Consider the following 22764-nt stretch of genomic DNA (forward strand, 5'->3'; position numbering starts at 1 on the left):
TAATATAATACATGAAAACCCCTTCATCCAAGGAGTAATTTTGGACGAGAATAGTTAAGCTGTTCTCGTCACTTCCCTTTATGCCAATATAAGTCTGTTTTATATATGAAAGAAAATAACCGTTATTTTTCTTCTCTCTATTAGTCATGTTAATATAGAGAGAGGAAAGGAACGGTTTTTTTCTGTGAAAAAAATCATTTCAAATTTGTATGGGGAGGTTTCAATTTTGGAAAAAAAGGTCGTATTAGTAGATGGTAATAATATCGCGTATCGTGCTTTCTTTGCACTACCGCTTTTAAATAACGACAAAGGTATACATACGAACGCAATTTACGGTTTTACAATGATGTTAATGAGAATATTAGAGGAAGAAAAGCCAACTCATATGTTAGTGGCGTTTGATGCAGGCAAAACAACCTTCCGTCATAAAACGTATAGTGAGTATAAAGGAGGACGTCAAAAGACTCCACCTGAATTATCAGAGCAGTTCCCGTTTATTCGTGAGATGCTGGATGCGTTCAATGTACCGCGTTATGAATTAGAAAATTATGAAGCGGATGATATTATGGGAACGCTAGCAAAAGAAGCGAGTGAACAAGGAGCAAGTGTAAAAGTTATTTCAGGAGATAAAGATTTACTTCAACTTGTTTCTGATAACACGCTTGTATGTATTCCGCGAAAAGGGATTACGGAAGTAGATGAATATACGAAAGAATCTTTATTTGAAAAATATAGCTTATCACCAAAGCAAATTATCGATATGAAAGGTTTAATGGGAGACCAATCAGATAATATTCCGGGTGTACCAGGAGTTGGTGAAAAAACGGCGATTAAATTGTTAACACAGTTTGGAACGGTTGAAGAAGTGTATGAAAATCTAGATCAAGTAAGCGGGAAGAAATTAAAAGAAAAACTGGAAGAAAATAAAGAACAAGCTCTTATGAGTAAAGATCTAGCGACTATTATTACAGATGCGCCGATTACAGTTCATGTGGATGATATGGCGTATAAAGGATATGAAGCAAGTGATGTGATTCCAATGTTCGAGAGTTTAGGATTTACATCTCTTTTAAATAAATTAGGCGTTACGCCAGAAGAAACAGCTCCAGCTGAATTAGATGATATTACATTTGATATTGTGGAAGAAGTTACAGAAGAAATGCTTCAGCAAGATAGTGCACTTATTGTTGAAGTGCAAGAAGATAATTATCATAAGGCGGACATTCAAGGCTTTGGTATTCAAAATGAAAATGGTTGCTACTTTATTCAGAAGGATATTGCTCTTGCATCGGATGCATTTAAAGCATGGCTTGCAAATGGAGAAATGAGAAAGCATACATTTGATGCGAAGCGAGCAATCGTTGCACTGAAATGGAATGGGATAGATATGCAAGGGATTGACTTTGATCTATTAATCGCTGCTTATTTACTTGACCCGGCTGATACAGATAAAGATTTCCGTACTGTAGCGAAAATGAAAGAAACGCATGCTGTGAAATCAGATGAAGAAGTTTACGGAAAAGGTGCGAAGCGTGCTGTTCCAGAGTTAGAAGTAGTAGCGGAGCATGTGGCTCGTAAAGTGCATGTATTATATGATGTAAAGCAAACATTCGTTGAAGAGTTAAAGAAGAATGAGCAATATGAACTGTTTACAGAGTTAGAATTGCCACTTGCGCGTGTATTAGCTGATATGGAAGTAAAAGGTGTAAAAGTTGATACGGAGCGTCTTCGTAATATGGGAGAAGAACTCGCAGGTAGATTAAAGGAAATGGAACAGGAAATTTATAAGCTTGCGGGAACAGAATTTAATATTAATTCACCGAAGCAGCTTGGTGTAATTCTGTTTGAGAACTTAAACTTACCGGTTATTAAAAAGACGAAAACAGGTTATTCTACGTCAGCTGATGTATTAGACAAGCTTATGGATCGCCATGAAATTATTCCAAACATTTTACATTATCGTCAATTAGGGAAGCTAAATTCAACTTATATTGAAGGTTTACTGAAAGTTGTACATGAAGATTCATCTAAAATTCATACTCGCTTTAATCAAGTGTTAACGCAAACAGGTCGATTAAGTTCAACGGATCCGAACTTGCAAAATATCCCGATTCGATTAGAAGAAGGAAGAAAGATTCGTCAGGCATTTGTTCCATCAGAAGAAGGTTGGATTATGTATGCGGCTGATTATTCACAAATCGAATTGCGTGTATTAGCTCATATTGCAAATGATAAAGGGCTAGTTGAAGCATTCCAGCATGACATGGATATTCATACGAAAACAGCTATGGATGTATTTGGCGTTGAAAAAGATGAAGTAACTTCAAATATGAGAAGACAAGCGAAAGCTGTTAACTTCGGAATTGTGTATGGTATTAGTGATTATGGTCTTTCACAAAACTTAGGAATTACAAGAAAAGCAGCAGCGGAATTTATTGAAAAGTATTTAGAAAGTTTCCCTGGTGTACAAGAATACATGGAGGACATCGTAAAAGATGCGAAACAAAAAGGATATGTGGCTACATTATTAAATCGTCGTCGTTATATTCCAGAAATTACGAGTCGTAATTTCAATTTACGTAGCTTTGCTGAGCGTACAGCGATGAATACACCAATTCAAGGTACTGCAGCAGATATTATTAAAAAAGCTATGATTATTATGGCGGATCGTTTAGAAGAAGAAGGATTACAAGCACGTCTTCTTCTGCAAGTACACGATGAATTGATATTTGAAGCGCCAAAAGAAGAAATTGAAAAATTAGAGAAGCTTGTACCTGAAGTAATGGAGCATGCAATTGAACTCGCAGTTCCGCTGAAAGTTGATTATTCTTACGGTCCAACTTGGTACGACGCAAAATAAGGAAGTGATGAAATGCCTGAATTACCAGAGGTTGAAAACGTCAGACGGACACTTGAAAATCTTGTAACAGGAAAAACGATTGAAGATGTTATTGTTACTTATCCAAAAATAGTGAAACGACCAGATGATGCAGAAATCTTTAAAGAAATGCTAAAAGGCGAGAAGATTGAAAATATAAAGCGAAGAGGAAAGTTTTTGCTTCTATATGTAACAAATTATGTTATTGTTTCACATTTGCGTATGGAAGGTAAGTTTTTACTACATCAAGAGGATGAGCCGATTGATAAACATACGCACGTCCGTTTCTTATTTACAGATGGAACTGAATTACATTATAAAGATGTGAGAAAGTTTGGTACGATGCATCTCTTTAAGAAAGGTGAAGAGATGAACCAAATGCCTCTTGCTGACTTAGGTCCGGAGCCGTTTGATGCTGAATTGACACCACGGTATTTACAAGAAAGATTGCAAAAGACAAATCGTAAAATAAAAGTTGTGCTATTGGACCAGCGTCTTTTAGTAGGGCTTGGAAATATATATGTAGATGAAGTTTTATTCCGTTCTCAAATTCATCCGGAACGAGAAGCTTCGTCTTTGACAATAGAAGAAATTGAGCGAATTTATGAGGCTACCGTTACAACGCTAGGCGAAGCAGTGAAGCGTGGCGGAAGTACAATTCGAACGTATATCAACTCACAAGGGCAAATTGGTTCGTTCCAAGAACTCCTAAATGTATACGGAAAAAAAGGAGAACCGTGTGTAACTTGCGGTACGATATTAGAAAAAACAGTTGTTGGCGGAAGAGGAACGCATTACTGCCCAATTTGTCAGCCAAGAATATAGAAAAGAGATAACATCGGATAGGCATTTGTCATATACATACAGCAGAGCTATGTATAAGGGAGGAGCTTACCGATGTACCTTTATTTATCTCTTATTTTATTAGCTTTTACATTAAGCTTAGATAGCTGTAGTGTAGGGCTAACATATGGTTTAAGAAGCGTAAGAATTCCACTAAGATCAATTATAATTATCGGAATGTGTTCAGCGGCTGTTATGCTTGTTTCAATGGGAATTGGACATATGATCGCGAAAGTATTTTCACCTGTTATCGCAACGCGTATCGGTGGGCTTGTTCTTATTGGAATAGGGATTTGGGTATTGTATCAATTTTTTCGAAGTGAGAAAAAAGAAGAACCGAAGCAAGAGGAGAAGGTCTGGAAATTAGAGATTGCCTCGCTAGGGCTAGTGATTCAAATTTTACGGAAACCGACTGTAGCAGATTTTGATAAATCAGGCACCATTTCTGCAGGAGAGGCATTGCTTCTTGGTATCGCTCTTTCTGTAGACTCATTTGGTGCCGGAATTGGTGCATCTTTATTAGGGTATGCACCTGCTATGATGGCGATATTAGTTGCAATTATGAGTTCTTTGTTTTTATTTATTGGAATGAAACTTGGAACGGTTTTATCGAATATGAAGTGGTTACAAAAATTTACATTCCTGCCTGGGGTATTACTCATTATAATTGGAATTTGGAAAATGTAAGTATGGGCGTGGAACATTGGTTTCGCGCCTTTTATTATGAGGAGGATTATTATGACAGTAGTAATTGGATTAACGGGAGGCATTGCAAGCGGAAAAAGTACGGTATCAGAAATGTTTCGTGAGCTAAGTATACCAGTTATTGATGCAGATGTTATTGCAAGAGAAGTTGTAGAACAAGGAAAACCAGCATATAACAAAATAGTAGAAGTGTTTGGAGCGGAAGTGTTACAACAAGATGGGGAACTAGATCGTCCAAGATTGGGAAGCATCGTTTTCTATAATGAAGAAAAACGATTGCAGTTAAATAAAATTGTGCATCCTGCAGTGCGTGAGGAAATGAATAGGCAAAAGGAAATGTACATAAAAGAAGGTGTGCAAGCGGTTGTGTTAGATATTCCTCTCTTATTTGAAAGCAAATTAACAAGTCTCGTTGACCGCATTTTAGTTGTAGCGGTTAAGCCGCATACGCAATTAGAACGTTTAATGAAACGAAATAACTTTTCAGAAGAAGAAGCAACAGCTCGTATTCAATCTCAAATGCCGTTAGAAGAAAAAGTGAAAAATGCAGATGAAGTGATAAATAATGATGGCACAATTATGGGAACGAAAACACAATTGCAGGTAATTTTAAAGAAGTGGAACATTATTGACTAAAAAATTGTGAAATTAATGAAAATGCTTAGTGACATATCTCCTTTTTGTGTTATACTATTATTGGGATTGGAGATAAATAGTATAACGCATTCAAGGGGGATAACATATTATGACTCGTGTGGCAATTAATGGATTTGGACGTATTGGGAGAATGGTATTTCGTCAAGCAATAAAAGAAAGCGCATTCGAAATTGTAGCAATCAATGCAAGCTATCCATCTGAAACGTTAGCACACTTAATTAAATATGATACAGTTCATGGCAAGTTTGACGGAACAGTAGAAGCATTTGAAGATCACTTATTAGTTGATGGAAAAATGATTCGCCTTTTAAACAACCGCGATCCAAAGGAATTGCCTTGGACAGATTTAGGTGTTGAAGTTGTAATTGAAGCAACTGGTAAATTTAATTCAAAAGAAAAAGCAATTCTTCACGTTGAAGCTGGAGCGAAAAAAGTTATTTTAACAGCGCCTGGTAAAAATGAAGATGTAACAATTGTAGTTGGTGTGAACGAAGACCAATTAGATATTACAAAACATACTGTTATTTCAAATGCATCTTGTACAACAAACTGTTTAGCGCCTGTTGTGAAGGTGTTAGATGAGCAGTTTGGAATTGAAAACGGTTTAATGACGACAGTTCACGCTTATACAAATGACCAAAAAAATATTGATAACCCACATAAAGATTTAAGAAGAGCACGTGCTTGCGGACAATCAATCATTCCGACAACGACAGGTGCTGCGAAAGCGCTAGCAAAAGTTCTTCCGCACTTAAACGGAAAACTTCATGGTATGGCACTTCGTGTACCAACACCAAACGTGTCTCTTGTTGACTTAGTAGTAGATGTAAAACGCGATGTGACAGTTGAAGCTATTAATGATGCATTCAAAACTGTTGCAAACGGTGCGTTAAAAGGTATTGTAGAATTCAGCGAAGAGCCTTTAGTATCTATCGACTTTAATACAAATACACATTCAGCTATTATCGATGGTTTATCTACAATGGTAATGGGTGATCGTAAAGTGAAAGTACTTGCTTGGTATGATAACGAGTGGGGCTACTCTCGTCGTGTTGTAGATCTTGTAACGTTAGTTGTTGAAGAGTTAGCGAAACAAGAAAATGTGCAACACATTTAAGTGAATAAGGGAGGAGAGGGCAAGGCAATATTTGCCCTCTTTTTTTATTTTTTTCTGAAAAGGAAAAAAATTATATAAGTATATTTTAAAAAGTGGACATACCACGAAACGTTGTGATTACTGCATTTGTGAATCGTTTATTTTTTTTAGGGAAAAGTAAAGAGGAAAATATGACAGAAAATCGAAAAAACTGTTGTTGCAAAATGAAAATAAACAAAGTATACTAACACTCGTAAACTTAAGAGCTGAGGTACGTAGTCACTACTTAAAGGGTTAGGACCTCTCTGGACTAACTTTCCCCCGTGGTAGTGGAGCAAGCCAAATTGCAAATTAGTTTTCAATTCGAACAGTTAGAATAAATTTACAAGGGGGAACTGTAGAATGGATACTATGGATACGATGGGTCGTCACGTGATCGCTGAACTTTGGGATTGCGATTTCGACAAGCTTAATGACATGCCGTATATTGAACAATTATTTGTGGATGCAGCACTAAGAGCTGGTGCTGAAGTGCGTGAGGTTGCTTTCCATAAATTTGCACCACAAGGTGTAAGTGGAGTAGTAATTATCTCAGAATCACATTTAACAATTCATAGCTTTCCGGAGCACGGTTACGCAAGTATTGATGTTTATACTTGTGGGGATCGTATTGATCCAAATGTTGCTGCAGAATATATTGCAGAAGGTTTAAACGCGAAAACGCGTGAGAGCATCGAGCTTCCTCGAGGCACTGGTAGCTTCGAAATTAAGCAGAGAGAAACAAAAGCTCTTTAAAAAAGAACATAATTGATTTAAAATGTAAAGAGGTGTATAATGCACCTCTTTTTTAGTTTATAAAAAAGGAAAAATATAACGTACTCGTTAGTTGAATACATTGGACTCTTGCAAATGAGGTAGTGCCCTATATACCATCTTATTTTTAAGTATGAGATGATAAAGTGATGCGCTGAAACTTAAAGTGGTAAGAGAGTTAGAATGAGTTATATAATATTGTATATATATTTTAGGTGAATTGAGTAGAGAAAAATAAAGAGTATAGTGTAAAGGAGTGAATGAATTGCGTTGTCCATCCTGTTCTCATAATGGTACAAGAGTGTTAGATTCGCGTCCGGTAGACGAGGGGCGCTCTATTCGAAGAAGAAGAGAGTGTGAAAGTTGTTTAAGTCGCTTTACGACCTTTGAAAGGGTAGAAGAGTCACCTCTTATCGTTGTTAAAAAAGAAGGCACACGAGAAGAGTTTAATAAAGAAAAGATTTTACGTGGTTTAATTAAAGCGTGTGAAAAAAGACCAGTATCTTTAAGACAATTAGAAGAAGTAACACAAAGCGTGGAACGTGAACTGCGTAATTTAGGTATATCAGAAGTGAAAAGTGATATGATTGGTGAAATTGTTATGGAAGAACTTCGCGATATTGATGATGTTGCTTATGTACGTTTTGCTTCTGTATATCGTCAATTTAAAGATTTAAATGTATTTATTGAAGAATTAAAAGATATACTGCAAAAAGAAAGAGAGTAGAAGTTGTATTTTATTCTCTTTACATACCGTAAGTAATAGGATAAGAGAGCTAGAAGCGAAAGCTAATAGCTCTTTTTCACTAAGAATTTATATAATGAAGATAGAAGGAATGAAGTAGAGGATAGATTGGATGAGAGAAAGGAAAAGCAAGAATGGAAAAACAGTCATGGATGGAGCTATTGCCGATTGATCGTTATAAAGTAAGTGCGAAAGGGCTACTGCATAATTACGACCGAAAAGTATTAACGATGTTGTATCAGCCGTTAATAGGTAGTAGAGCTTTTAGCTTATACATGACACTATGGGGGGAGCTAGAGCAAGATCGTGTATTTGGAAAAGAAAATACACATCATTCCCTTATGGTGACTATGCAAATGCAACTTCCTGAAATATATGAGGAACGAGTAAAGTTAGAGGCAATTGGGCTTTTGAAGGTATATATTAAGAAAGAAAAAGATATTCGAATGTTCATATATGAGTTGCAACCACCTTTATCTCCGAAGCAGTTTTTTGATGATATTGTTTTAAGTATCTTTTTATACAATCGATTGAGTCGGACAAAATATAATCAAGTAAAGCAATATTTCTTAGAAGAAGAATTTGATTTTGCTTCTTATGAAAATGTTACGCGCTCTTTCAATGATGTGTTTGGTTCGTTTAATCCAGGACAGCTTGAGCATGCGCAAGAAGACCTTCGTATTCCAAAAACGACAACTATGCCAAGTAACGAGAAGGGAGACGCTCCGAAAGTTTGGAATGATTTCTTTGATTTCTCTTTATTTGTAGATGGATTGTCCGCTCTTGTTCCTAAAAAGGCGATTACAGATCAAGTAAGAGACTGCGTTATAACACTTGCTTACGTGTATGGTGTAGATGTGTTATCGATGCAAAATATCGTTCTTGGTGCGGTGACAGAGATGCAAACAATTGATATGGAAAGGCTTAGAAAAGGAGCGCGCGATTGGTATCAATTTGAAAATGGTCAAGCATTACCGGTACTAAGTGAAAGAGTACAGCCTCATGCTGCACGTACGATGAAAGAGAAAGAGCCTTCATCACAAGAGGAGATGTTAATAAAGCAGCTAGAGGAAATCTCGCCAAAACAACTATTGAAAGAGATTTCTGGTGGTGCAGAGGCAACGAAAGCGGACTTGCAAATCGTTGAAGATGTCATGATTAATCAAAAATTGACACCAGGAGTTGTGAATGTACTTATTTATTACGTTATGCTACGCTCAGATATGAAACTTGCGAAAACGTATGTCGAGAAGATTGCTGGGCATTGGGCACGTAAAAAGGTCGGTACAGTAGCGGACGCGATGGCGTTAGCGAAAGAAGAGAACCGTCAATATCAAGAGTGGGCTGAGACGAAGAAAAAAGGCCGTACGGCGAAGAAAACGGTACGAAAAGAAATGGTGCCAGATTGGCTTAAGGAAGAAGAGCCGAAAGAACAAGAGAAAGAAACGGCGAAGAAAGATGTAAGTGTAGAAAAAGATGCAAGTACGCTAGAAGATGAACGAAAACGATTAGAAGAAGTGTTAAAAAAATATAAGCGTGATTAATAGAAGAGAATGAACGCTCTTTGAGGTGAGAAAATGGAGCATATTCAAAATTCATTTACAAAATTAATGGAAAATGAAAACTTTAAAAATAGATATGAAGTATTAAAGGCAGAAGTAATGGCGCACCCGCGTGTAAAAGAATTTATTGACGAACATAAAGGTGAAGTAACGACTTCTATGATTGAGCGCAGTCTTGTGAAGTTATATGAATATATTGGACAAAGTGTAGGTTGCGTGGATTGTCCGGATTTAGGTGCATGTAAAAATATGCTACAAGGATACGAGCCAAAGCTTGTTATTCAAGGGAAGATGATTGATATTCAATACGATCGTTGCGTTAGAAAAGTAGCATATGACGAGAGAAAGAAATATGAAAAACTCGTTCAAAGTGTATATATGCCAACGGATATTTTACAGGCAACTATGGAAAACTTAGACCCTTCTGACTTAAATGCACGTATCGATGCAATTGGCGCAGCGAATGAATTTTTAAGTACATATGAACCAGGTAAAAAAGCACAAGGTTTATATTTGTACGGTAAATTTGGTGTAGGAAAAACGTACCTTTTAGGAGCAATTGCGAACGAGCTTGCTCGAAAGAAAATAAGTTCGATGCTCGTATACTTCCCGGAATTTTTACGTGAAATTAAAAGTTCGATTCAAGATAATTCGATTGGCGAAAAGATTGATGCGGTTAAACGCGTACAAGTTTTAATGTTAGATGATATCGGGGCAGAAGCGATGTCGAGCTTTGTGCGTGACGATGTACTTGGTGCAATCTTGCAATTCCGTATGTTAGAAAACTTACCGACGTTCTTTACGTCTAATTTTGATTTTAAACAATTGGAACATCATTTAACGTATACACAACGTGGTGAGGCTGAAGAAATGAAGGCAGCACGTATTATGGAACGAATTAAATATTTAGCGAAACCAATTCCAATTGGTGGGAAAAACCGTCGTCATAAGTAAAAGAGCAAGCTGAGAAGCTTGCTCTTTTGTATTATAGTGATATTTTCTTTTCAAATATGAGGTCGAAATATTCAGGTTGTCCAGAACTGCCAATCGTAGGGGCAACAATCTGTACGAACCTACAGTCATCTCTAGCGTGTTCTTGAATAATTTCTTGGTAGTCTTCAGCTAGTTTTGAGCGAGTGAGCCCCCAATGCAATTCGACTTTTACGAATTTATATTCAAACATTCAGATGCCCCCCTTTACTAATAAGTAAAGTATACAATAAAAAAATTCATAGTAGCTTGTATCATTTTTTTCTCCCTCCCTTAATATATATAAAATTAGCAAGCCATATTGAGTGGATTTTCTAACGATAGGAAATGTAATTCTACTAAGAGTGAAATTCACGCGGGACGGACTCTTATAGGATTTGTAACGTATAGATACAGTCCTTTAGAGCTGGGATAAAAGGGGGGACAAAAGTGATTGAAATTTGCTTCGAAGAAAAAAATGATGCTATGCACGTATATAGACAATTGCTGAAAAGAGCGGAAGTATTATATAAGGAAACGAGTGTGTATTTACAGGAACAAAAAGTGGTAATTCACATACCAGTACGTGAATCGAATTATATTGAAAAGATCTTATTGCCAGTAATGGTGTATTTCATTGTGAATGTGAAACAAAATGAGTGGATTTATACGATTTTAAAAGAAAAGTTTTTTTATGAAGAACAAGAAGAGTGTCATCAAATATTGCACATGGCACATGAGATTTTAAAGGGAAGAAGAAAAGGTGTAGCTCAGGATTTAACGCGTAACGCATTTGAGTCATATATTAAGTCTTCTTTAAATAATTGGCTTTGTGATCCGCTCTCATTCTCGTTTTCATCATATATCCGTTTTCGTCTTCGTACATATAGGGAAATGGTGGCTAAACTTGCGGAAGTGGCAATTGATGAATATAAGATGGAGCAAGAATACCAAATGTTCATTGAGACGCTTCGGCAACAAGTAAGTAGCCGTAAATCACGCTTGTCCTGCGTGCATCTTATTTTTGATGAAAGCTTTATCTTTTATGATGATAAAGGTAGACGTTTAAAACAGGAGAAGTTGGTCCAATATATAGATGAGGAATTATTAAAGCAAAATGATGTATATATTGATACGAAAGTAATTGCGCCGCTTCTTTCTATTTCGCCCAAAAAGATTTATTTATATACGAAAGAACAAGACCATAATATGATTATTACTTTGCGAAATGTGTTTCAAGAACGGGTCCAATTACATGGATTACATGATTTTGAGCGCAATGTGAAAAATTTAAAAAATAAAGGTAACGCCCTTGATTTTCTAAGTTTTTGAGCATATAATTACCTACATAAATGAAATATATCGAAATGTCATGATGAGGACATGAGTAGTTTTCTACGATTTTCAGAGAGGGAAGCCTTAGGGTGTGAGCTTCCTAGTACGGGATTATTACTTACCACCTCTAAACTTTAGCAGTGAACGGTTTTTCTAGTAATTGCTAACGGACAACACCGTTATGTTGAACTTGAGCAATTAACAATTATGTTAATTGGAACAAGGGTGGAACCACGAATTCAACACTCGTCCCTTTTTACGGGATGAGTGTTTTTTATTTTGAGAAAAAGAGGAGTGACCAGTGATGGCAGATGTAGTTAAAATTACTTTCCCTGATGGAGCTGTGAAGGAGTTTCCAAAAGGCGTAACAACTGAAGAAATCGCAGCTTCTATTAGCCCAGGCTTAAAGAAAAAAGCTGTAGCTGGAAAATTAAACGATGAGATGATCGATCTTGTTACACCAATCGAAGAAGATGGTGCAGTTTCTATTATTACATTAGATTCTGAAGATGGCTTATATATTTTACGCCATTCAACAGCCCACCTTTTAGCACAAGCGTTAAAACGTTTATATAAAGATGTTAAGCTTGAGCTTGGCATTGGTCCAGTAATTGAAAATGGCTTCTATTACGATATCGATATGGAAGAAGCAATTACAGTTGAAGACTTCAAGAAAATCGAAAAAGAAATGCAAAAAATCGTGAACGAAAACTTAGAAATCGTTCGTCATGAAGTACCACGTGCAGAAGCACTTCGTCGCTTTGAAGAAATTGGTGATGAGTTAAAATTAGATTTAATTAACGATCTTCCAGAGGATGCAGTTATTTCAATCTATGAGCAAGGCGAATTCTTCGACCTTTGCCGTGGTGTTCACCTTCCATCTACAGGGAAAATTAAAGTGTTTAAATTATTAAGCGTTGCAGGTGCTTACTGGCGCGGCGATAGCAATAATAAAATGTTACAACGTATTTACGGTACTGCATTCGTTAAGAAAGCAGAATTAGATGAGCACTTACGTATGCTTGAAGAAGCGAAAGAGCGCGATCACCGTAAATTAGGTAAAGAATTAAAACTATTTACTAATAGCCAAAAAGTAGGACAAGGTTTACCACTTTGGTTACCAAAGGGTGCAACAATTCGTCGTATTATCGAGCGTTACATCGTTGATAAAGAAGCAAGCTTAGGCTATGATCACGTATACACTCCAGTATTAGGAAGTAGAGAGTTATATGAAACTTCTGGTCACTGGAATCACTACCGTGATGGCATGTTCCCATCAATGGAAATGGATAATGAAGAATTAGTTCTTCGTCCAATGAACTGTCCTCACCATATGATGGTTTATAAAAATGATATTCACAGCTACCGTGAATTACCAATCCGTATTGCGGAACTTGGAACAATGCACCGTTATGAAATGTCAGGTGCGTTATCTGGATTACAACGTGTACGCGGAATGACTTTAAACGATGCGCACATTTTCGTTCGTCCAGATCAAATTAAAGAAGAGTTAAAACGTGTTGTAAACTTAACTCTAGAAGTGTACAAAGATTTCGGTTTAGAGAACTACTCATTCCGTCTATCTTATCGTGATCCAGCAGATACTAAAAAGTATTATGCGGATGATGAGATGTGGGAAAAAGCACAAGGTATGTTAAAAGAAGCTATGGATGAAATGGGTCTTGATTACTATGAAGCTGAAGGTGAAGCAGCATTCTACGGTCCAAAACTTGATGTTCAAGTTCGTACTGCTCTTGGAAAAGACGAAACACTTTCAACTGTACAATTAGACTTCTTACTTCCAGAACGCTTTGAATTAACTTATGTTGGCGAAGACGGTAAGCAACATCGTCCAGTTGTAATTCACCGTGGTGTTGTATCAACTATGGAACGCTTCGTAGCCTTCTTAATTGAAGAATACAAAGGTGCATTCCCAACTTGGTTAGCTCCAGTTCAAGTACAAGTAATTCCAGTTTCTCCGCAAGTACATTTAGACTATGCGAAGAAAGTACAAGACGAATTGCGTCGTGCTGGTATCCGTGTTGAATTAGACACTCGTGAAGAGAAGATCGGTTACAAAATCCGTGAAGCACAAATGCAAAAAATTCCGTACATGCTTGTAGTAGGTGACAATGAAGTAACTGAAAACGGCGTAAACGTACGTAAATATGGTGAACAAAAATCAGAAACAATCGCATTAGATGCTTTTGTTGATATGATTAAAGTAGAAGGAAAACGATAAGAAAAAGCCGCGGTATACCGCGGCTTTTCTTTGTAATATAAAAGAGAAAAACTAGAAAAAATAACCATGTAACACTTATCATAAAAAAGTATTGCAAGTATGTTAGTTGTTTGTTACAATATTTCTTGTTGTTAGTAAAACACATCGCGTCTTCTTGACAGACGTCATGTCCTATGATAAACTCATCAAGGATAATAGAATATTGTTTTGTGGAACAAGTAGAAGCACCCGCTTCTCACCTGATGGACGCATTCGCAGTTAGCAGGTAAATGTATTTCTTACTTAAGATTTTACAAGTGTGGGTGTCGTATGCCCGCACTTTTTTTGTCGGGTTCTATGACTACAAAATATGTTCTGAGAAAACCTTGGAGGTGGCTTACTATTAGCAAGGATATGATGATTAACGAGCAAATTCGTGCACGTGAAGTACGTTTAGTTGGCGCAAATGGCGATCAACTTGGAATCAAGTCTCGTAATGACGCTTTAGACTTAGCTGCAAATCTTAATCTTGATTTAGTATTAGTTGCTCCAAATGCGAAACCGCCAGTATGCCGCATTATGGACTACGGTAAATTCCGCTTTGAGCAACAGAAGAAAGAAAAAGAGCAGCGCAAAAATCAAAAAGTAATTAGCATGAAAGAAGTTCGTTTAAGTCCAACAATTGATGAACACGACTTTAACACAAAACTTCGTAATGCTATCAAGTTTTTAGAGAAAGGCGACAAGGTTAAAGCGTCAATTCGCTTTAAAGGACGTGCCATTACTCATAAAGAAATCGGTCAACGTGTTTTAGATCGCTTCTCAGAAGCTTGTGCTGAAGTTAGTACAGTTGAATCTAAGCCTAAAATGGAAGGACGCAGTATGTTCTTAGTTTTAGCACCGAAAAACGATAAGTAATAGATAGAGGAGGAAATACCTATGCCTAAACAAAAAACTCATCGCGGCGCTGCAAAGCGTTTCAAAAAGACTGGATCAGGTAAACTGAAACGTTCTCACGCTTACACAAGCCATTTATTCGCTAACAAATCTACAAAAGCTAAACGTAAACTACGTAAAGCTGGTGTAGTAAGCGCTGGTGACTTCAAACGCATTCGTCAAATGCTTGACAACTTAAAATAAGTTCGGCTGATATATAGAACAATTAGGAGGTAATATTATGCCAAGAGTAAAAGGTGGTACAGTTACTCGTCAACGTCGTAAAAAAGTAATTAAATTAGCAAAAGGTTACTACGGTTCAAAAAATACATTATTCAAGGTTGCTAACCAACAGGTTATGAAATCTCTAATGTATGCATTCCGTGACCGCCGTCAAAAGAAACGTGACTTCCGTAAATTATGGATTACACGTATCAACGCAGCAGCTCGTATGAATGGTCTTTCTTACAGCCGCTTAATGCACGGTCTTAAAAATGCTGGCATCGAAGTTAACCGTAAGATGCTTGCTGACTTAGCTGTTCATGACGAAAAAGCTTTCGCTGAATTAGCAACAGTTGCAAAAAACAACATTAACTAATTAATTAGTTGAAACCTTAGAAGAATTTTCTTCTAAGGTTTTTTGTTTGTGTTCAGAGAGAAGTTTGAAGTTCTAAAGATTAACGGATGTGTTGTTATCGATATGACAAAATCAACGTAAAAACTATAGCGATATAGAAGAATATACATATGAAGTCAGGAGAATCCTCCTGGCTTTTTTTAATTATGCACGTTTGGAAAGAAGAGTATCTTTCCTAGCCGAAACGACACTGCTATAATGGAAAGGTGATATGGAACTTTCATCAGATGAACAATTTAAGAGTGATGACTGAAACGTATTTGCAAATTAAGGACAAGCTATTTTATAAAGAGGTAGATAGCTGACTTATTCATAAGAACTGAAACATAATAATGAACTTTGAGATGAAACAACATTGTTGCGTAAAATGCGATGTTGGAGGAGGACAATAGAATGGACTTACTACAACTATTTAAATTACAAAAAGAATTAGATGACCGTATTGCAAAAGAACATGACTTACAACCGAAAAAATTGTTAAAAGAAAAAATGTTAGCTCTTCTTGTAGAAATTGGTGAACTTGCAAATGAAACACGTTGTTTTAAATATTGGAGCAACAAACCAGCTTCGGAACGTGAAGTAATATTAGAAGAATACGTAGATGGTTTGCATTTTATTTTATCAATCGGAATTGATTTAGGTATTGATAAAAACTTCTTATTCTATAAATGTGCACAAACGAATAAAACACAAGTGGAAATTTTCTTAGACACATATGCGAAAGTAATTCGTTTTACAGATCAACCATCTATTACAAACTATATTGAATTATTTACGAGCTATCTTCGACTTGGACAAGCACTTGAATTTGAGCAAGAAGAGATTGAAAAAGCATATTTAGATAAAAATGAGGTAAATCATCAGCGTCAAACACAAGGATACTAATTTAATTTTTGAATATTTCAATTTAATTATTGTATAATGAATTGACTGAAGAAAAAGGAGGGTGTTGGCAATGACAAAATTAGACGCGACATTGACAATGCTAAAAGAATTAACGGATGCACGTGGTATTGCTGGTAACGAACGTGAACCACGTGAAGTAATGAAGAAATATATCGAGCCGTTTGCGGACGAACTTTCTACTGATAATTTAGGGAGTTTAGTTGCGAAAAAAGTAGGGGAAGAAAACGGCCCGAAAATTATGGTTGCAGGTCATTTAGATGAAGTTGGATTTATGATTACACAAATCGATGACAAAGGTTTCCTTCGCTTCCAAACGGTTGGTGGCTGGTGGTCACAAGTTATGCTTGCACAGCGCGTGACGATTGTAACGCGTAAAGGAGATGTAACAGGTGTAATTGGTTCAAAACCACCGCACATTTTACCTCCAGAAGCTCGTAAAAAGCCAGTTGAAATTAAAGACATGTTCATCGATATCGGTGCTTCTAGCCAAGAAGAAGCGATGGAGTGGGGCGTACGACCAGGAGATCAAGTTGTACCGTACTTTGAATTCCAAGTGATGAAGAACGAAAAAATGTTACTTGCAAAAGCGTGGGATAACCGAATCGGTTGTGCAATTGCAATTGACGTATTAAAACAACTAAAAGATGAAAAGCATCCAAACGTTGTATACGGCGTTGGAACTGTACAAGAAGAAGTTGGTCTTCGTGGCGCAAAAACATCTGCGAATTATATTAAACCAGATATCGCGTTCGCAGTAGATGTTGGTATCGCTGGAGATACACCGGGTGTAACGTCAAAAGAAGCGCAAAGTAAAATGGGCGATGGACCACAAATCATTTTATATGATGCTTCTGTTATTGGACATACAGGTTTACGTGATTTCGTAGTTGATGTTGCTGATGAATTACAAATCCCGTATCAATATGATTCAGTAGCGGGCGGAGGAACGGATGCGGGTGCGATTCACATTGCTGTAAATGGTATTCCTTCTATGGCAATTACAATTGCAACGCGCTATATCCATTCTCATGCGGCAATGTTACATCGTGATGATTATGAAAATGCAGTGAAGTTAATTGTAGAAGTTATTAAACGTCTTGATAAAGAGGCTGTACATAACATTACATTTAATTAATAGAAAAAGCGAAGGAGATTCTCCTTCGCTTTTTTATGTTTTAAAAAGGCCGTTCTAATCCCGCTGCAGTATGAGCGCCTAAAATAATTAAACGAGTTAATTGCATCGCCATAAAATGCGGGGTATATATCATTCCTCTTTTAAGCCATGACATAATCATCCCTAGATGGGCACCAGTAACATAACTAATGAGAATATCGCGTGGAACCATTAGTTTTTCATCGTTAGGTTGTGAAATAGAGAGGCTTAATGTTAAATGCGTTTGAATTGCTTTCATCATCTTATACGTATAGTTTCCGGCAGCTTTATCACCAAGCATGACGTTATAGAAGTTAGTGTTTTCTGCAATATGTTCGAACAAGGCCAAAAAACTTGGATGTGGCGAATCAAATGTTAATTGGAAATCTTCTTTATTTCTATTTCTCGGTTTAATTACTTCAGTTAGCTTTTCTAACATTTCTTCAATGCTTTTGTCTAGTAAGTCATATTTATCGTGGTAATGGCTATAAAATGTAGCGCGGTTTACAGGAGCGCGTTCTGCAATATGTTGAACAGTAACATTTTCAAAACCTTTTTCGCCTACTAAAGCGACAAAAGCATCCTGTATGAGTTGTCTCGTCCGTTTTACACGTGGATCATTTGTATTTTTAATAGACATTTTTATTTCCCCTCGTTTAATTTTCTGTACTTAAACAACATATTGGTATTATATTGTTGTTTAAACGACATTTCATACGTAAATTGTCGGTTGTAGATTCAAAATAATTATTTATAATTATAAACGATAGTCCTTCAGAAATCAGCACCGCTCGCAGGTAGATAAATTTCGATTTACGCTGCAGATGGTGTGATTTTTTTGTTAAAAGGTTAATATAATTAACAATTAAACAATCTAAACAATAAGGACATAAATAGTTTAGAAAAAAATTATATGCGATATAAGGAGAGGAATGCAATGAATCAGTTTCGAAGAATGGTAATTATCAACATTATCACATTAATTGTACTAGTTGGCGGCGGTATTGGCGGTTATTACTATTACAATCAAACGGAAAATTACTTAAAAACAGACAATGCAAAGATTGATGGAAAGGTAATTCCGGTTGCTTCACCAGTAGCAGGTAAACTAACTGACTGGAAAGCTGAAGTAGGAAAAAATTATAATGAGAACGATAAATTAGGTACTGTTACTGTAGCGGCAGCTAATGGAGAACAAACAGTAGATGTAACAATTCCACAAAATGCAACAGTTGTACAATCAAACGCAACAACAAATGCTTTCGTTGGAGCAGGTAGCCCGATTGCTTATGCATTTGATATGAACAATTTATGGGTAACAGCAAACATTGAAGAAACAGATGTTGATGATGTTCAAAAAGGTCAAGATGTAGATGTGTATGTAGATGCATACCCAGATACAACGTTAACAGGAAAAGTAGAACAAGTTGGCTTAACAACAGCGAATACATTCTCTATGTTGCCATCAAGCAACGCAACAGCGAACTATACGAAAGTAACACAAGTAGTACCAGTTAAAGTTTCTTTAGATCATAGCAAATCAGTAAATATTGTTCCTGGCATGAATGTGACAGTTCGTATTCATAAGTAAGGGGGAGATGAGATGTCCTCAATTGTAATTGCAGGATATGCACTATTTTGTATAATCGTCTTCTTCCTTGTAAATCGTCTTTTACGAAAGAAAAAAACGAAAATGGGAGAAGAACAAGTCCCAGCCGTAAGTAAAATAGAAGTAAGTAAAGTTGAAACAGAAGAGAAAGAAATTGAACGAAAGCAAGAATCGGAAATTTCTAATGTAGTTGAGTTAGAAACAGGAAAGCAAGAAGAAGTAAAACAAGAAAAAGAAGTGCCGAAAAAACAAATGTCTATGCCTGTAGAGAATGTGAACGTAAAAGCAGTTGTAGCTGTATTAATTCTCGGCATGTTCGTTTCTATTTTAAACCAAACAATCATTAACGTTGCATTACCTCCGTTAATGAATGAATTTAATGTATCAACTTCAACAGCACAATGGTTAATTACAGGCTTCATGCTTGTAAATGGTATTTTAGTACCGATTAGTGCCTTTTTAGTTTCACGATTTACGTATCGTAAATTATTCGTAGCAGCAATGTTATTCTTCACGGTAGGATCTATCATTTGTGCTACTTCAGGAAACTTTACAATGATGATGACAGGTCGCGTAATTCAAGCAGTTGGTGCGGGTATTTTAATGCCGGTTGGTATGAATATCTTTATGACGTTATTCCCGCCTCATAAACGCGGAGCGGCGATGGGATTACTAGGTGTAGCGATGATTTTAGCGCCAGCTATCGGACCAACTGTAACAGGTTGGGTGATTGAAAACTATAGCTGGAACTTAATGTTCTATGCGATGTTTATTATTGGTTTAATTATTACGTTCCTATCTTTAAAATTCTTTACACTAGCTCAGCCAGTGTCTAAAACGAAATTAGATATATTCGGTGTGGTTAGTTCAAGTATTGGACTAGGAAGCTTATTGTACGGATTTAGTGAAGCTGGAAATAATAGTTGGACTAGTGCAGAAGTCATTATTTCACTTGTTATCGGTGTAATTGGTTTAGCGTTATTTATTTGGAGAGAGTTAACAACGGACAATAAAATGCTTGATTTACAAGTATTTAAATATCCAGTATTTACTTTTACTTTAGTAATTAACGCAATCGTTACGATGGCATTATTCGGAGGTATGTTATTGCTTCCAGTATATCTGCAAAACATTCGTGGCTTTACGCCAATTGAATCTGGTTTACTACTTCTTCCAGGATCATTAATTATGGGGATCATGGGACCAGTGGCGGGTAAATTATTCGATAAATATGGCATTCGTCCATTAGCGATAATTGGATTGGCAATTACGACGTATGCGACATATGAATTTACAAAATTATCGATGGATACACCGTATAGCGTTATTATGACGGATTATATTATACGTTCAATTGGTATGTCATTCATTATGATGCCAATTATGACAGCTGGTATGAACGCGCTGCCGATGAAATTAATTTCTCACGGTACAGCAACGCAAAATACGTCAAGACAAGTAGCGGGTTCAATCGGAACAGCGATTTTAATTACACTTATGACGCAACAAACGACTGCTCACGTAGCAGATTACGGCAACATGTTAACAACATCAAACCCAATTTTAGTTGATAAAGTACACGGCATGGGTCAAAGCTTAGCGGCCTTAGCTGGATCAGCTCAAGCAGGAGACGCGATGAGCACACAACTATTATATGGACAAATTTCAAAGCTATCTGCAATTAACGGTATTAACGATGCCTTCTTAATTGCAACGATACTTGCAGGGATTGCTTGGGTGTTATCGTTCTTCTTACCATCAGGCAATAAACAAAATAGAAAAGCAGGGAATTAATTTCCCTGCTTTTTTGTCTTTTTATAGAGTGAGATATAAAAAATGATAACCAGTTACGGAGCACAGCCCTGCTAGAAACAAAATTATCCCCATAGAACGAATACTTGACATGTGTCTGCCGCTTATAATAGCTAATAGTCCAGCTAAAGAGAAGAAGCACCAATATAAATTTCCATAAATTGGAATCATCCCCTCTAAATCTATTCCAGAACCTATACAAACGATAAGAACAACGATAAATAATATGCTAATTAAACCAGCTATAATAGTGAGTGATTTATGATATTTAATACCATAAATAATTAAAAAAATACCAACGATAAATACGCATAACATTAAAGTAAGAGCTAAAATCATCCAAGTTAATATTCCAAACACTTCTGTATTACCTCCGATTTGTAGGTTGCTAAAAAATATTATATATAGAATGAATCACCTACAGACATGAGCTCCCAGAAGATAACACCTAATATTCCAATGGTAAAAATAATGAATCCCATATTACGTATACTTTTAATTTTGGCTTGTACTCCACTTACCCCTGCTAATAATCCAGTTAAAGAAAATAGGGTCCAGTAAAGAGCAGTTGGAATCGGGAAAATTGTATCGATATGAATCCCTACACTTAAAAGAACAAAAGGTAGTGTGACAAAGGATAGGCTAAGTAGCCCCATTAAACCAACGAGTAATTTCCGATATTTAATCCCTGTTACTATTAAAAAAATACCACCAGCAATCCCGCATAGTAAGAGAAGTGGCGTGAAAAGCATCCAAATAATACTGAACATATGTAAACTCCTTTATGTGAATTAAGTTATATTTTACTACATGAGGTTTATTTTGGATATTATTAATGAGTATATATAAATTGAAGGAAATGGGTAATAACGATACGGATTATCAAAAACGTAACCGTAGAAGGGTTTGAAGTTATGATAAAAGAGTAAAGAGAGGTATCGCGATGATACCCCTTTTTAACTCAAGAATGCCAACATGTTATTTATAATATGAAATAACATAGCTGGAATAATGGACTTTGTTTTTTTACATAAAATGGCCATTAATAATCCCATAAAGAAAGTAATTACCATTACCCCAAGTGAGTATGTATGAGCGATACCGAAGAAGAAACTTGTTACGATGGCTGCAATCCAAAATGGAAAGCGTTCTGAGAAGAAGCGAAGTATAAAACCACGGAAAATAAGTTCTTCAAAAATGGGTGTGAGTATTGCAAAGCTGAGAAGTAATAATATTTGATATTGCTTAAAGACGTCTAAGCTTAGTGCGGAAGATTGCTGCTTTGTTGCGTCTTGGAACACATAATTTAACAAGATGTAATTGAGTATGATGTTGATAACGAAGAAAAGAAGTAAGTATACGTATGTGCGCCATTCTTTCAGTGTTTTAAAGTTAAAAGATTTTAGTAGTAATTTTTTTGCGGGTTCGAATTTAAAAATGAAGAATAACAATACAGCTAGTTGTAATACGGTACTTGCAGTATTTGCAATAGATTCATACAGGGCAACTTGTTTTTTATCTGTAAGACCTGCTGTATAAATTGTTAATGGCATTGCGAGGAACACAGTAATAAGTCCAGTTCCAAAAAAGGCGAATAAAACAGAGCTAATAAATTGTCCCCATGACATCGAGTGTTTTTGTTCATTAGGAAGCTGTGTAGCGGGTTGCATTTGTAAAATCACCTCTTTTATATTTGTATATTTAATTATAAAGTAAAATATTTTTGAATGTAACATTTAAATATTACATATAAAGTGAAACTTTAATCATTGGGGAGGTTCATCCCCCACTGATTATCAGCCCTCACCAATCGGGCTTTTACGGGCAGTTGATTCCCCACCTAACTTCCTCGTCTTTGCTGAATTTCGAGGTGGGGGTCTTACTGCC

General features: G+C 36.3%; 23 protein-coding genes and 2 other annotated features. Of the genes, 18 read left to right on the forward strand and 5 right to left on the reverse strand.

All coding sequences use genetic code 11. The annotated features are described in order from the left end of the window. Positions 1–226 precede the first annotated feature (226 nt). The 9 genes from polA to dnaI all read left to right on the forward strand — a co-directional run bounded on the left by polA (position 227) and on the right by dnaI (position 10253). On the forward strand, positions 227–2860 hold the full coding sequence (polA, locus tag BUA87_RS18175) for a DNA polymerase I (protein WP_000412829.1): 2634 nt from the start codon (positions 227–229) through the stop codon (positions 2858–2860). Between the two features lie 12 nt (positions 2861–2872). Beyond that, positions 2873–3703, forward strand: a complete 831-nt coding sequence (mutM, locus tag BUA87_RS18180; RefSeq protein WP_001114476.1) for a DNA-formamidopyrimidine glycosylase — start codon at positions 2873–2875, stop codon at positions 3701–3703. 72 nt (positions 3704–3775) lie between these two features. Further along, positions 3776–4408: a sporulation membrane protein YtaF gene (gene ytaF, locus BUA87_RS18185; RefSeq protein WP_000281743.1), complete on the forward strand. Its 633-nt coding sequence runs from the start codon at positions 3776–3778 to the stop codon at positions 4406–4408. 51 nt (positions 4409–4459) lie between these two features. Continuing rightward, positions 4460–5062 carry a dephospho-CoA kinase gene (gene coaE / locus BUA87_RS18190; RefSeq protein WP_000219287.1) on the forward strand — a complete coding sequence of 201 codons (603 nt, stop codon included), beginning with the start codon at positions 4460–4462 and terminating at the stop codon, positions 5060–5062. Between the two features lie 109 nt (positions 5063–5171). Beyond that, entirely contained in the window at positions 5172–6200 is a 1029-nt protein-coding gene (locus BUA87_RS18195) for a glyceraldehyde-3-phosphate dehydrogenase (protein ID WP_000198974.1), read from the forward strand. Positions 6201–6590: 390 nt separating this feature from the next. Then, positions 6591–6974, forward strand: a complete 384-nt coding sequence (gene speD, locus BUA87_RS18200) for an adenosylmethionine decarboxylase (RefSeq protein ID WP_002003660.1) — start codon at positions 6591–6593, stop codon at positions 6972–6974. Between the two features lie 283 nt (positions 6975–7257). Further along, entirely contained in the window at positions 7258–7719 is a 462-nt protein-coding gene (gene nrdR / locus BUA87_RS18205; protein WP_001203687.1) for a transcriptional regulator NrdR, read from the forward strand. Positions 7720–7871: 152 nt separating this feature from the next. Beyond that, positions 7872–9281, forward strand: a complete 1410-nt coding sequence (locus BUA87_RS18210) for a replication initiation and membrane attachment family protein (RefSeq protein WP_000415025.1) — start codon at positions 7872–7874, stop codon at positions 9279–9281. A gap of 33 nt (positions 9282–9314) precedes the next feature. After that, complete coding sequence (dnaI, locus tag BUA87_RS18215) at positions 9315–10253, forward strand: primosomal protein DnaI (protein WP_000400120.1); 939 nt, start codon at positions 9315–9317, stop codon at positions 10251–10253. A gap of 31 nt (positions 10254–10284) precedes the next feature. On the opposite strand, the gene BUA87_RS18220 is transcribed toward dnaI, so the two are convergent. After that, positions 10285–10482, reverse strand: coding sequence for a DUF4177 domain-containing protein (locus BUA87_RS18220; RefSeq protein ID WP_072940425.1), 198 nt, complete (start codon positions 10480–10482; stop codon positions 10285–10287). A gap of 236 nt (positions 10483–10718) precedes the next feature. Between BUA87_RS18220 and ytxC the strand changes: the two genes are divergently transcribed. The 7 genes from ytxC to BUA87_RS18255 all read left to right on the forward strand — a co-directional run bounded on the left by ytxC (position 10719) and on the right by BUA87_RS18255 (position 17438). After that, positions 10719–11600 (forward strand): putative sporulation protein YtxC, encoded by an 882-nt coding sequence (gene ytxC / locus BUA87_RS18225; RefSeq protein WP_000569629.1) that lies wholly within the window; start codon positions 10719–10721, stop codon positions 11598–11600. A gap of 31 nt (positions 11601–11631) precedes the next feature. After that, positions 11632–11860 (forward strand) — a binding site (T-box leader). Positions 11861–11907: 47 nt separating this feature from the next. Next, positions 11908–13845 (forward strand): threonine--tRNA ligase, encoded by a 1938-nt coding sequence (gene thrS, locus BUA87_RS18230; protein WP_000786077.1) that lies wholly within the window; start codon positions 11908–11910, stop codon positions 13843–13845. Between the two features lie 210 nt (positions 13846–14055). Then, positions 14056–14176: a sequence feature (ribosomal protein L20 leader region), on the forward strand. 62 nt (positions 14177–14238) lie between these two features. Then, entirely contained in the window at positions 14239–14742 is a 504-nt protein-coding gene (gene infC, locus BUA87_RS18235; protein ID WP_000973215.1) for a translation initiation factor IF-3, read from the forward strand. A gap of 21 nt (positions 14743–14763) precedes the next feature. Beyond that, positions 14764–14964, forward strand: coding sequence for a 50S ribosomal protein L35 (gene rpmI / locus BUA87_RS18240; protein ID WP_001125945.1), 201 nt, complete (start codon positions 14764–14766; stop codon positions 14962–14964). A gap of 37 nt (positions 14965–15001) precedes the next feature. Next, positions 15002–15358, forward strand: a complete 357-nt coding sequence (gene rplT / locus BUA87_RS18245; RefSeq protein WP_001138362.1) for a 50S ribosomal protein L20 — start codon at positions 15002–15004, stop codon at positions 15356–15358. Between the two features lie 432 nt (positions 15359–15790). Next, positions 15791–16282: a dUTP diphosphatase gene (locus BUA87_RS18250; RefSeq protein WP_000365050.1), complete on the forward strand. Its 492-nt coding sequence runs from the start codon at positions 15791–15793 to the stop codon at positions 16280–16282. A 70-nt stretch (positions 16283–16352) separates the two neighbouring features. After that, on the forward strand, positions 16353–17438 hold the full coding sequence (locus BUA87_RS18255) for a M42 family metallopeptidase (protein ID WP_000163555.1): 1086 nt from the start codon (positions 16353–16355) through the stop codon (positions 17436–17438). A gap of 40 nt (positions 17439–17478) precedes the next feature. On the opposite strand, the gene BUA87_RS18260 is transcribed toward BUA87_RS18255, so the two are convergent. Next, complete coding sequence (locus BUA87_RS18260; protein WP_000023672.1) at positions 17479–18096, reverse strand: TetR/AcrR family transcriptional regulator; 618 nt, start codon at positions 18094–18096, stop codon at positions 17479–17481. Between the two features lie 297 nt (positions 18097–18393). On the opposite strand from BUA87_RS18260, the gene BUA87_RS18265 reads away from it, so the two are divergent. Both BUA87_RS18265 and BUA87_RS18270 read left to right on the forward strand, forming a co-directional pair. Continuing rightward, positions 18394–19047: an HlyD family secretion protein gene (locus BUA87_RS18265; protein ID WP_001071420.1), complete on the forward strand. Its 654-nt coding sequence runs from the start codon at positions 18394–18396 to the stop codon at positions 19045–19047. Between the two features lie 12 nt (positions 19048–19059). Then, the gene (locus BUA87_RS18270; RefSeq protein ID WP_000095294.1) at positions 19060–20859 is read left to right on the forward strand and encodes a DHA2 family efflux MFS transporter permease subunit; all 1800 of its coding nucleotides are present in this window, start codon (positions 19060–19062) and stop codon (positions 20857–20859) included. A 21-nt stretch (positions 20860–20880) separates the two neighbouring features. On the opposite strand, the gene BUA87_RS18275 is transcribed toward BUA87_RS18270, so the two are convergent. The 3 genes from BUA87_RS18275 to BUA87_RS18285 form a co-directional block, all read right to left on the reverse strand. Continuing rightward, a complete protein-coding gene (locus BUA87_RS18275; protein ID WP_072940430.1) occupies positions 20881–21237 on the reverse strand; it encodes an ammonia permease in 357 nt (118 codons plus the stop codon). 38 nt (positions 21238–21275) lie between these two features. Beyond that, positions 21276–21647, reverse strand: a complete 372-nt coding sequence (locus tag BUA87_RS18280; protein ID WP_000491395.1) for a hypothetical protein — start codon at positions 21645–21647, stop codon at positions 21276–21278. Positions 21648–21833: 186 nt separating this feature from the next. Next, positions 21834–22547, reverse strand: a complete 714-nt coding sequence (locus BUA87_RS18285; RefSeq protein ID WP_072940433.1) for a CPBP family intramembrane glutamic endopeptidase — start codon at positions 22545–22547, stop codon at positions 21834–21836. Positions 22548–22764 lie beyond the last annotated feature (217 nt).

This window comes from Bacillus sp. bc15, from assembly GCF_900142585.1.
Classification (GTDB): domain Bacteria; phylum Bacillota; class Bacilli; order Bacillales; family Bacillaceae_G; genus Bacillus_A; species Bacillus_A cereus.

Excerpts from the sequence above, each read along its gene's own strand:
- BUA87_RS18265 (WP_001071420.1), top strand. The coding sequence starts at position 18,394 with ATGAATCAGTTTCGAAGAATGGTAATTATCAACATTATCACATTAATT.
- BUA87_RS18220 (WP_072940425.1), bottom strand. The coding sequence starts at position 10,482 with ATGTTTGAATATAAATTCGTAAAAGTCGAATTGCATTGGGGGCTCACT.
- coaE (WP_000219287.1), top strand. The coding sequence starts at position 4,460 with ATGACAGTAGTAATTGGATTAACGGGAGGCATTGCAAGCGGAAAAAGT.
- rpmI (WP_001125945.1), top strand. The coding sequence starts at position 14,764 with ATGCCTAAACAAAAAACTCATCGCGGCGCTGCAAAGCGTTTCAAAAAG.
- mutM (WP_001114476.1), top strand. The coding sequence starts at position 2,873 with ATGCCTGAATTACCAGAGGTTGAAAACGTCAGACGGACACTTGAAAAT.
- speD (WP_002003660.1), top strand. The coding sequence starts at position 6,591 with ATGGATACGATGGGTCGTCACGTGATCGCTGAACTTTGGGATTGCGAT.
- ytaF (WP_000281743.1), top strand. The coding sequence starts at position 3,776 with ATGTACCTTTATTTATCTCTTATTTTATTAGCTTTTACATTAAGCTTA.
- rplT (WP_001138362.1), top strand. The coding sequence starts at position 15,002 with ATGCCAAGAGTAAAAGGTGGTACAGTTACTCGTCAACGTCGTAAAAAA.
- BUA87_RS18280 (WP_000491395.1), bottom strand. The coding sequence starts at position 21,647 with ATGTTCAGTATTATTTGGATGCTTTTCACGCCACTTCTCTTACTATGC.
- thrS (WP_000786077.1), top strand. The coding sequence starts at position 11,908 with ATGGCAGATGTAGTTAAAATTACTTTCCCTGATGGAGCTGTGAAGGAG.
- BUA87_RS18210 (WP_000415025.1), top strand. The coding sequence starts at position 7,872 with ATGGAAAAACAGTCATGGATGGAGCTATTGCCGATTGATCGTTATAAA.
- BUA87_RS18255 (WP_000163555.1), top strand. The coding sequence starts at position 16,353 with ATGACAAAATTAGACGCGACATTGACAATGCTAAAAGAATTAACGGAT.
- BUA87_RS18195 (WP_000198974.1), top strand. The coding sequence starts at position 5,172 with ATGACTCGTGTGGCAATTAATGGATTTGGACGTATTGGGAGAATGGTA.
- dnaI (WP_000400120.1), top strand. The coding sequence starts at position 9,315 with ATGGAGCATATTCAAAATTCATTTACAAAATTAATGGAAAATGAAAAC.
- BUA87_RS18260 (WP_000023672.1), bottom strand. The coding sequence starts at position 18,096 with ATGTCTATTAAAAATACAAATGATCCACGTGTAAAACGGACGAGACAA.
- BUA87_RS18285 (WP_072940433.1), bottom strand. The coding sequence starts at position 22,547 with ATGCAACCCGCTACACAGCTTCCTAATGAACAAAAACACTCGATGTCA.
- infC (WP_000973215.1), top strand. The coding sequence starts at position 14,239 with ATGATGATTAACGAGCAAATTCGTGCACGTGAAGTACGTTTAGTTGGC.
- BUA87_RS18270 (WP_000095294.1), top strand. The coding sequence starts at position 19,060 with ATGTCCTCAATTGTAATTGCAGGATATGCACTATTTTGTATAATCGTC.
- BUA87_RS18250 (WP_000365050.1), top strand. The coding sequence starts at position 15,791 with ATGGACTTACTACAACTATTTAAATTACAAAAAGAATTAGATGACCGT.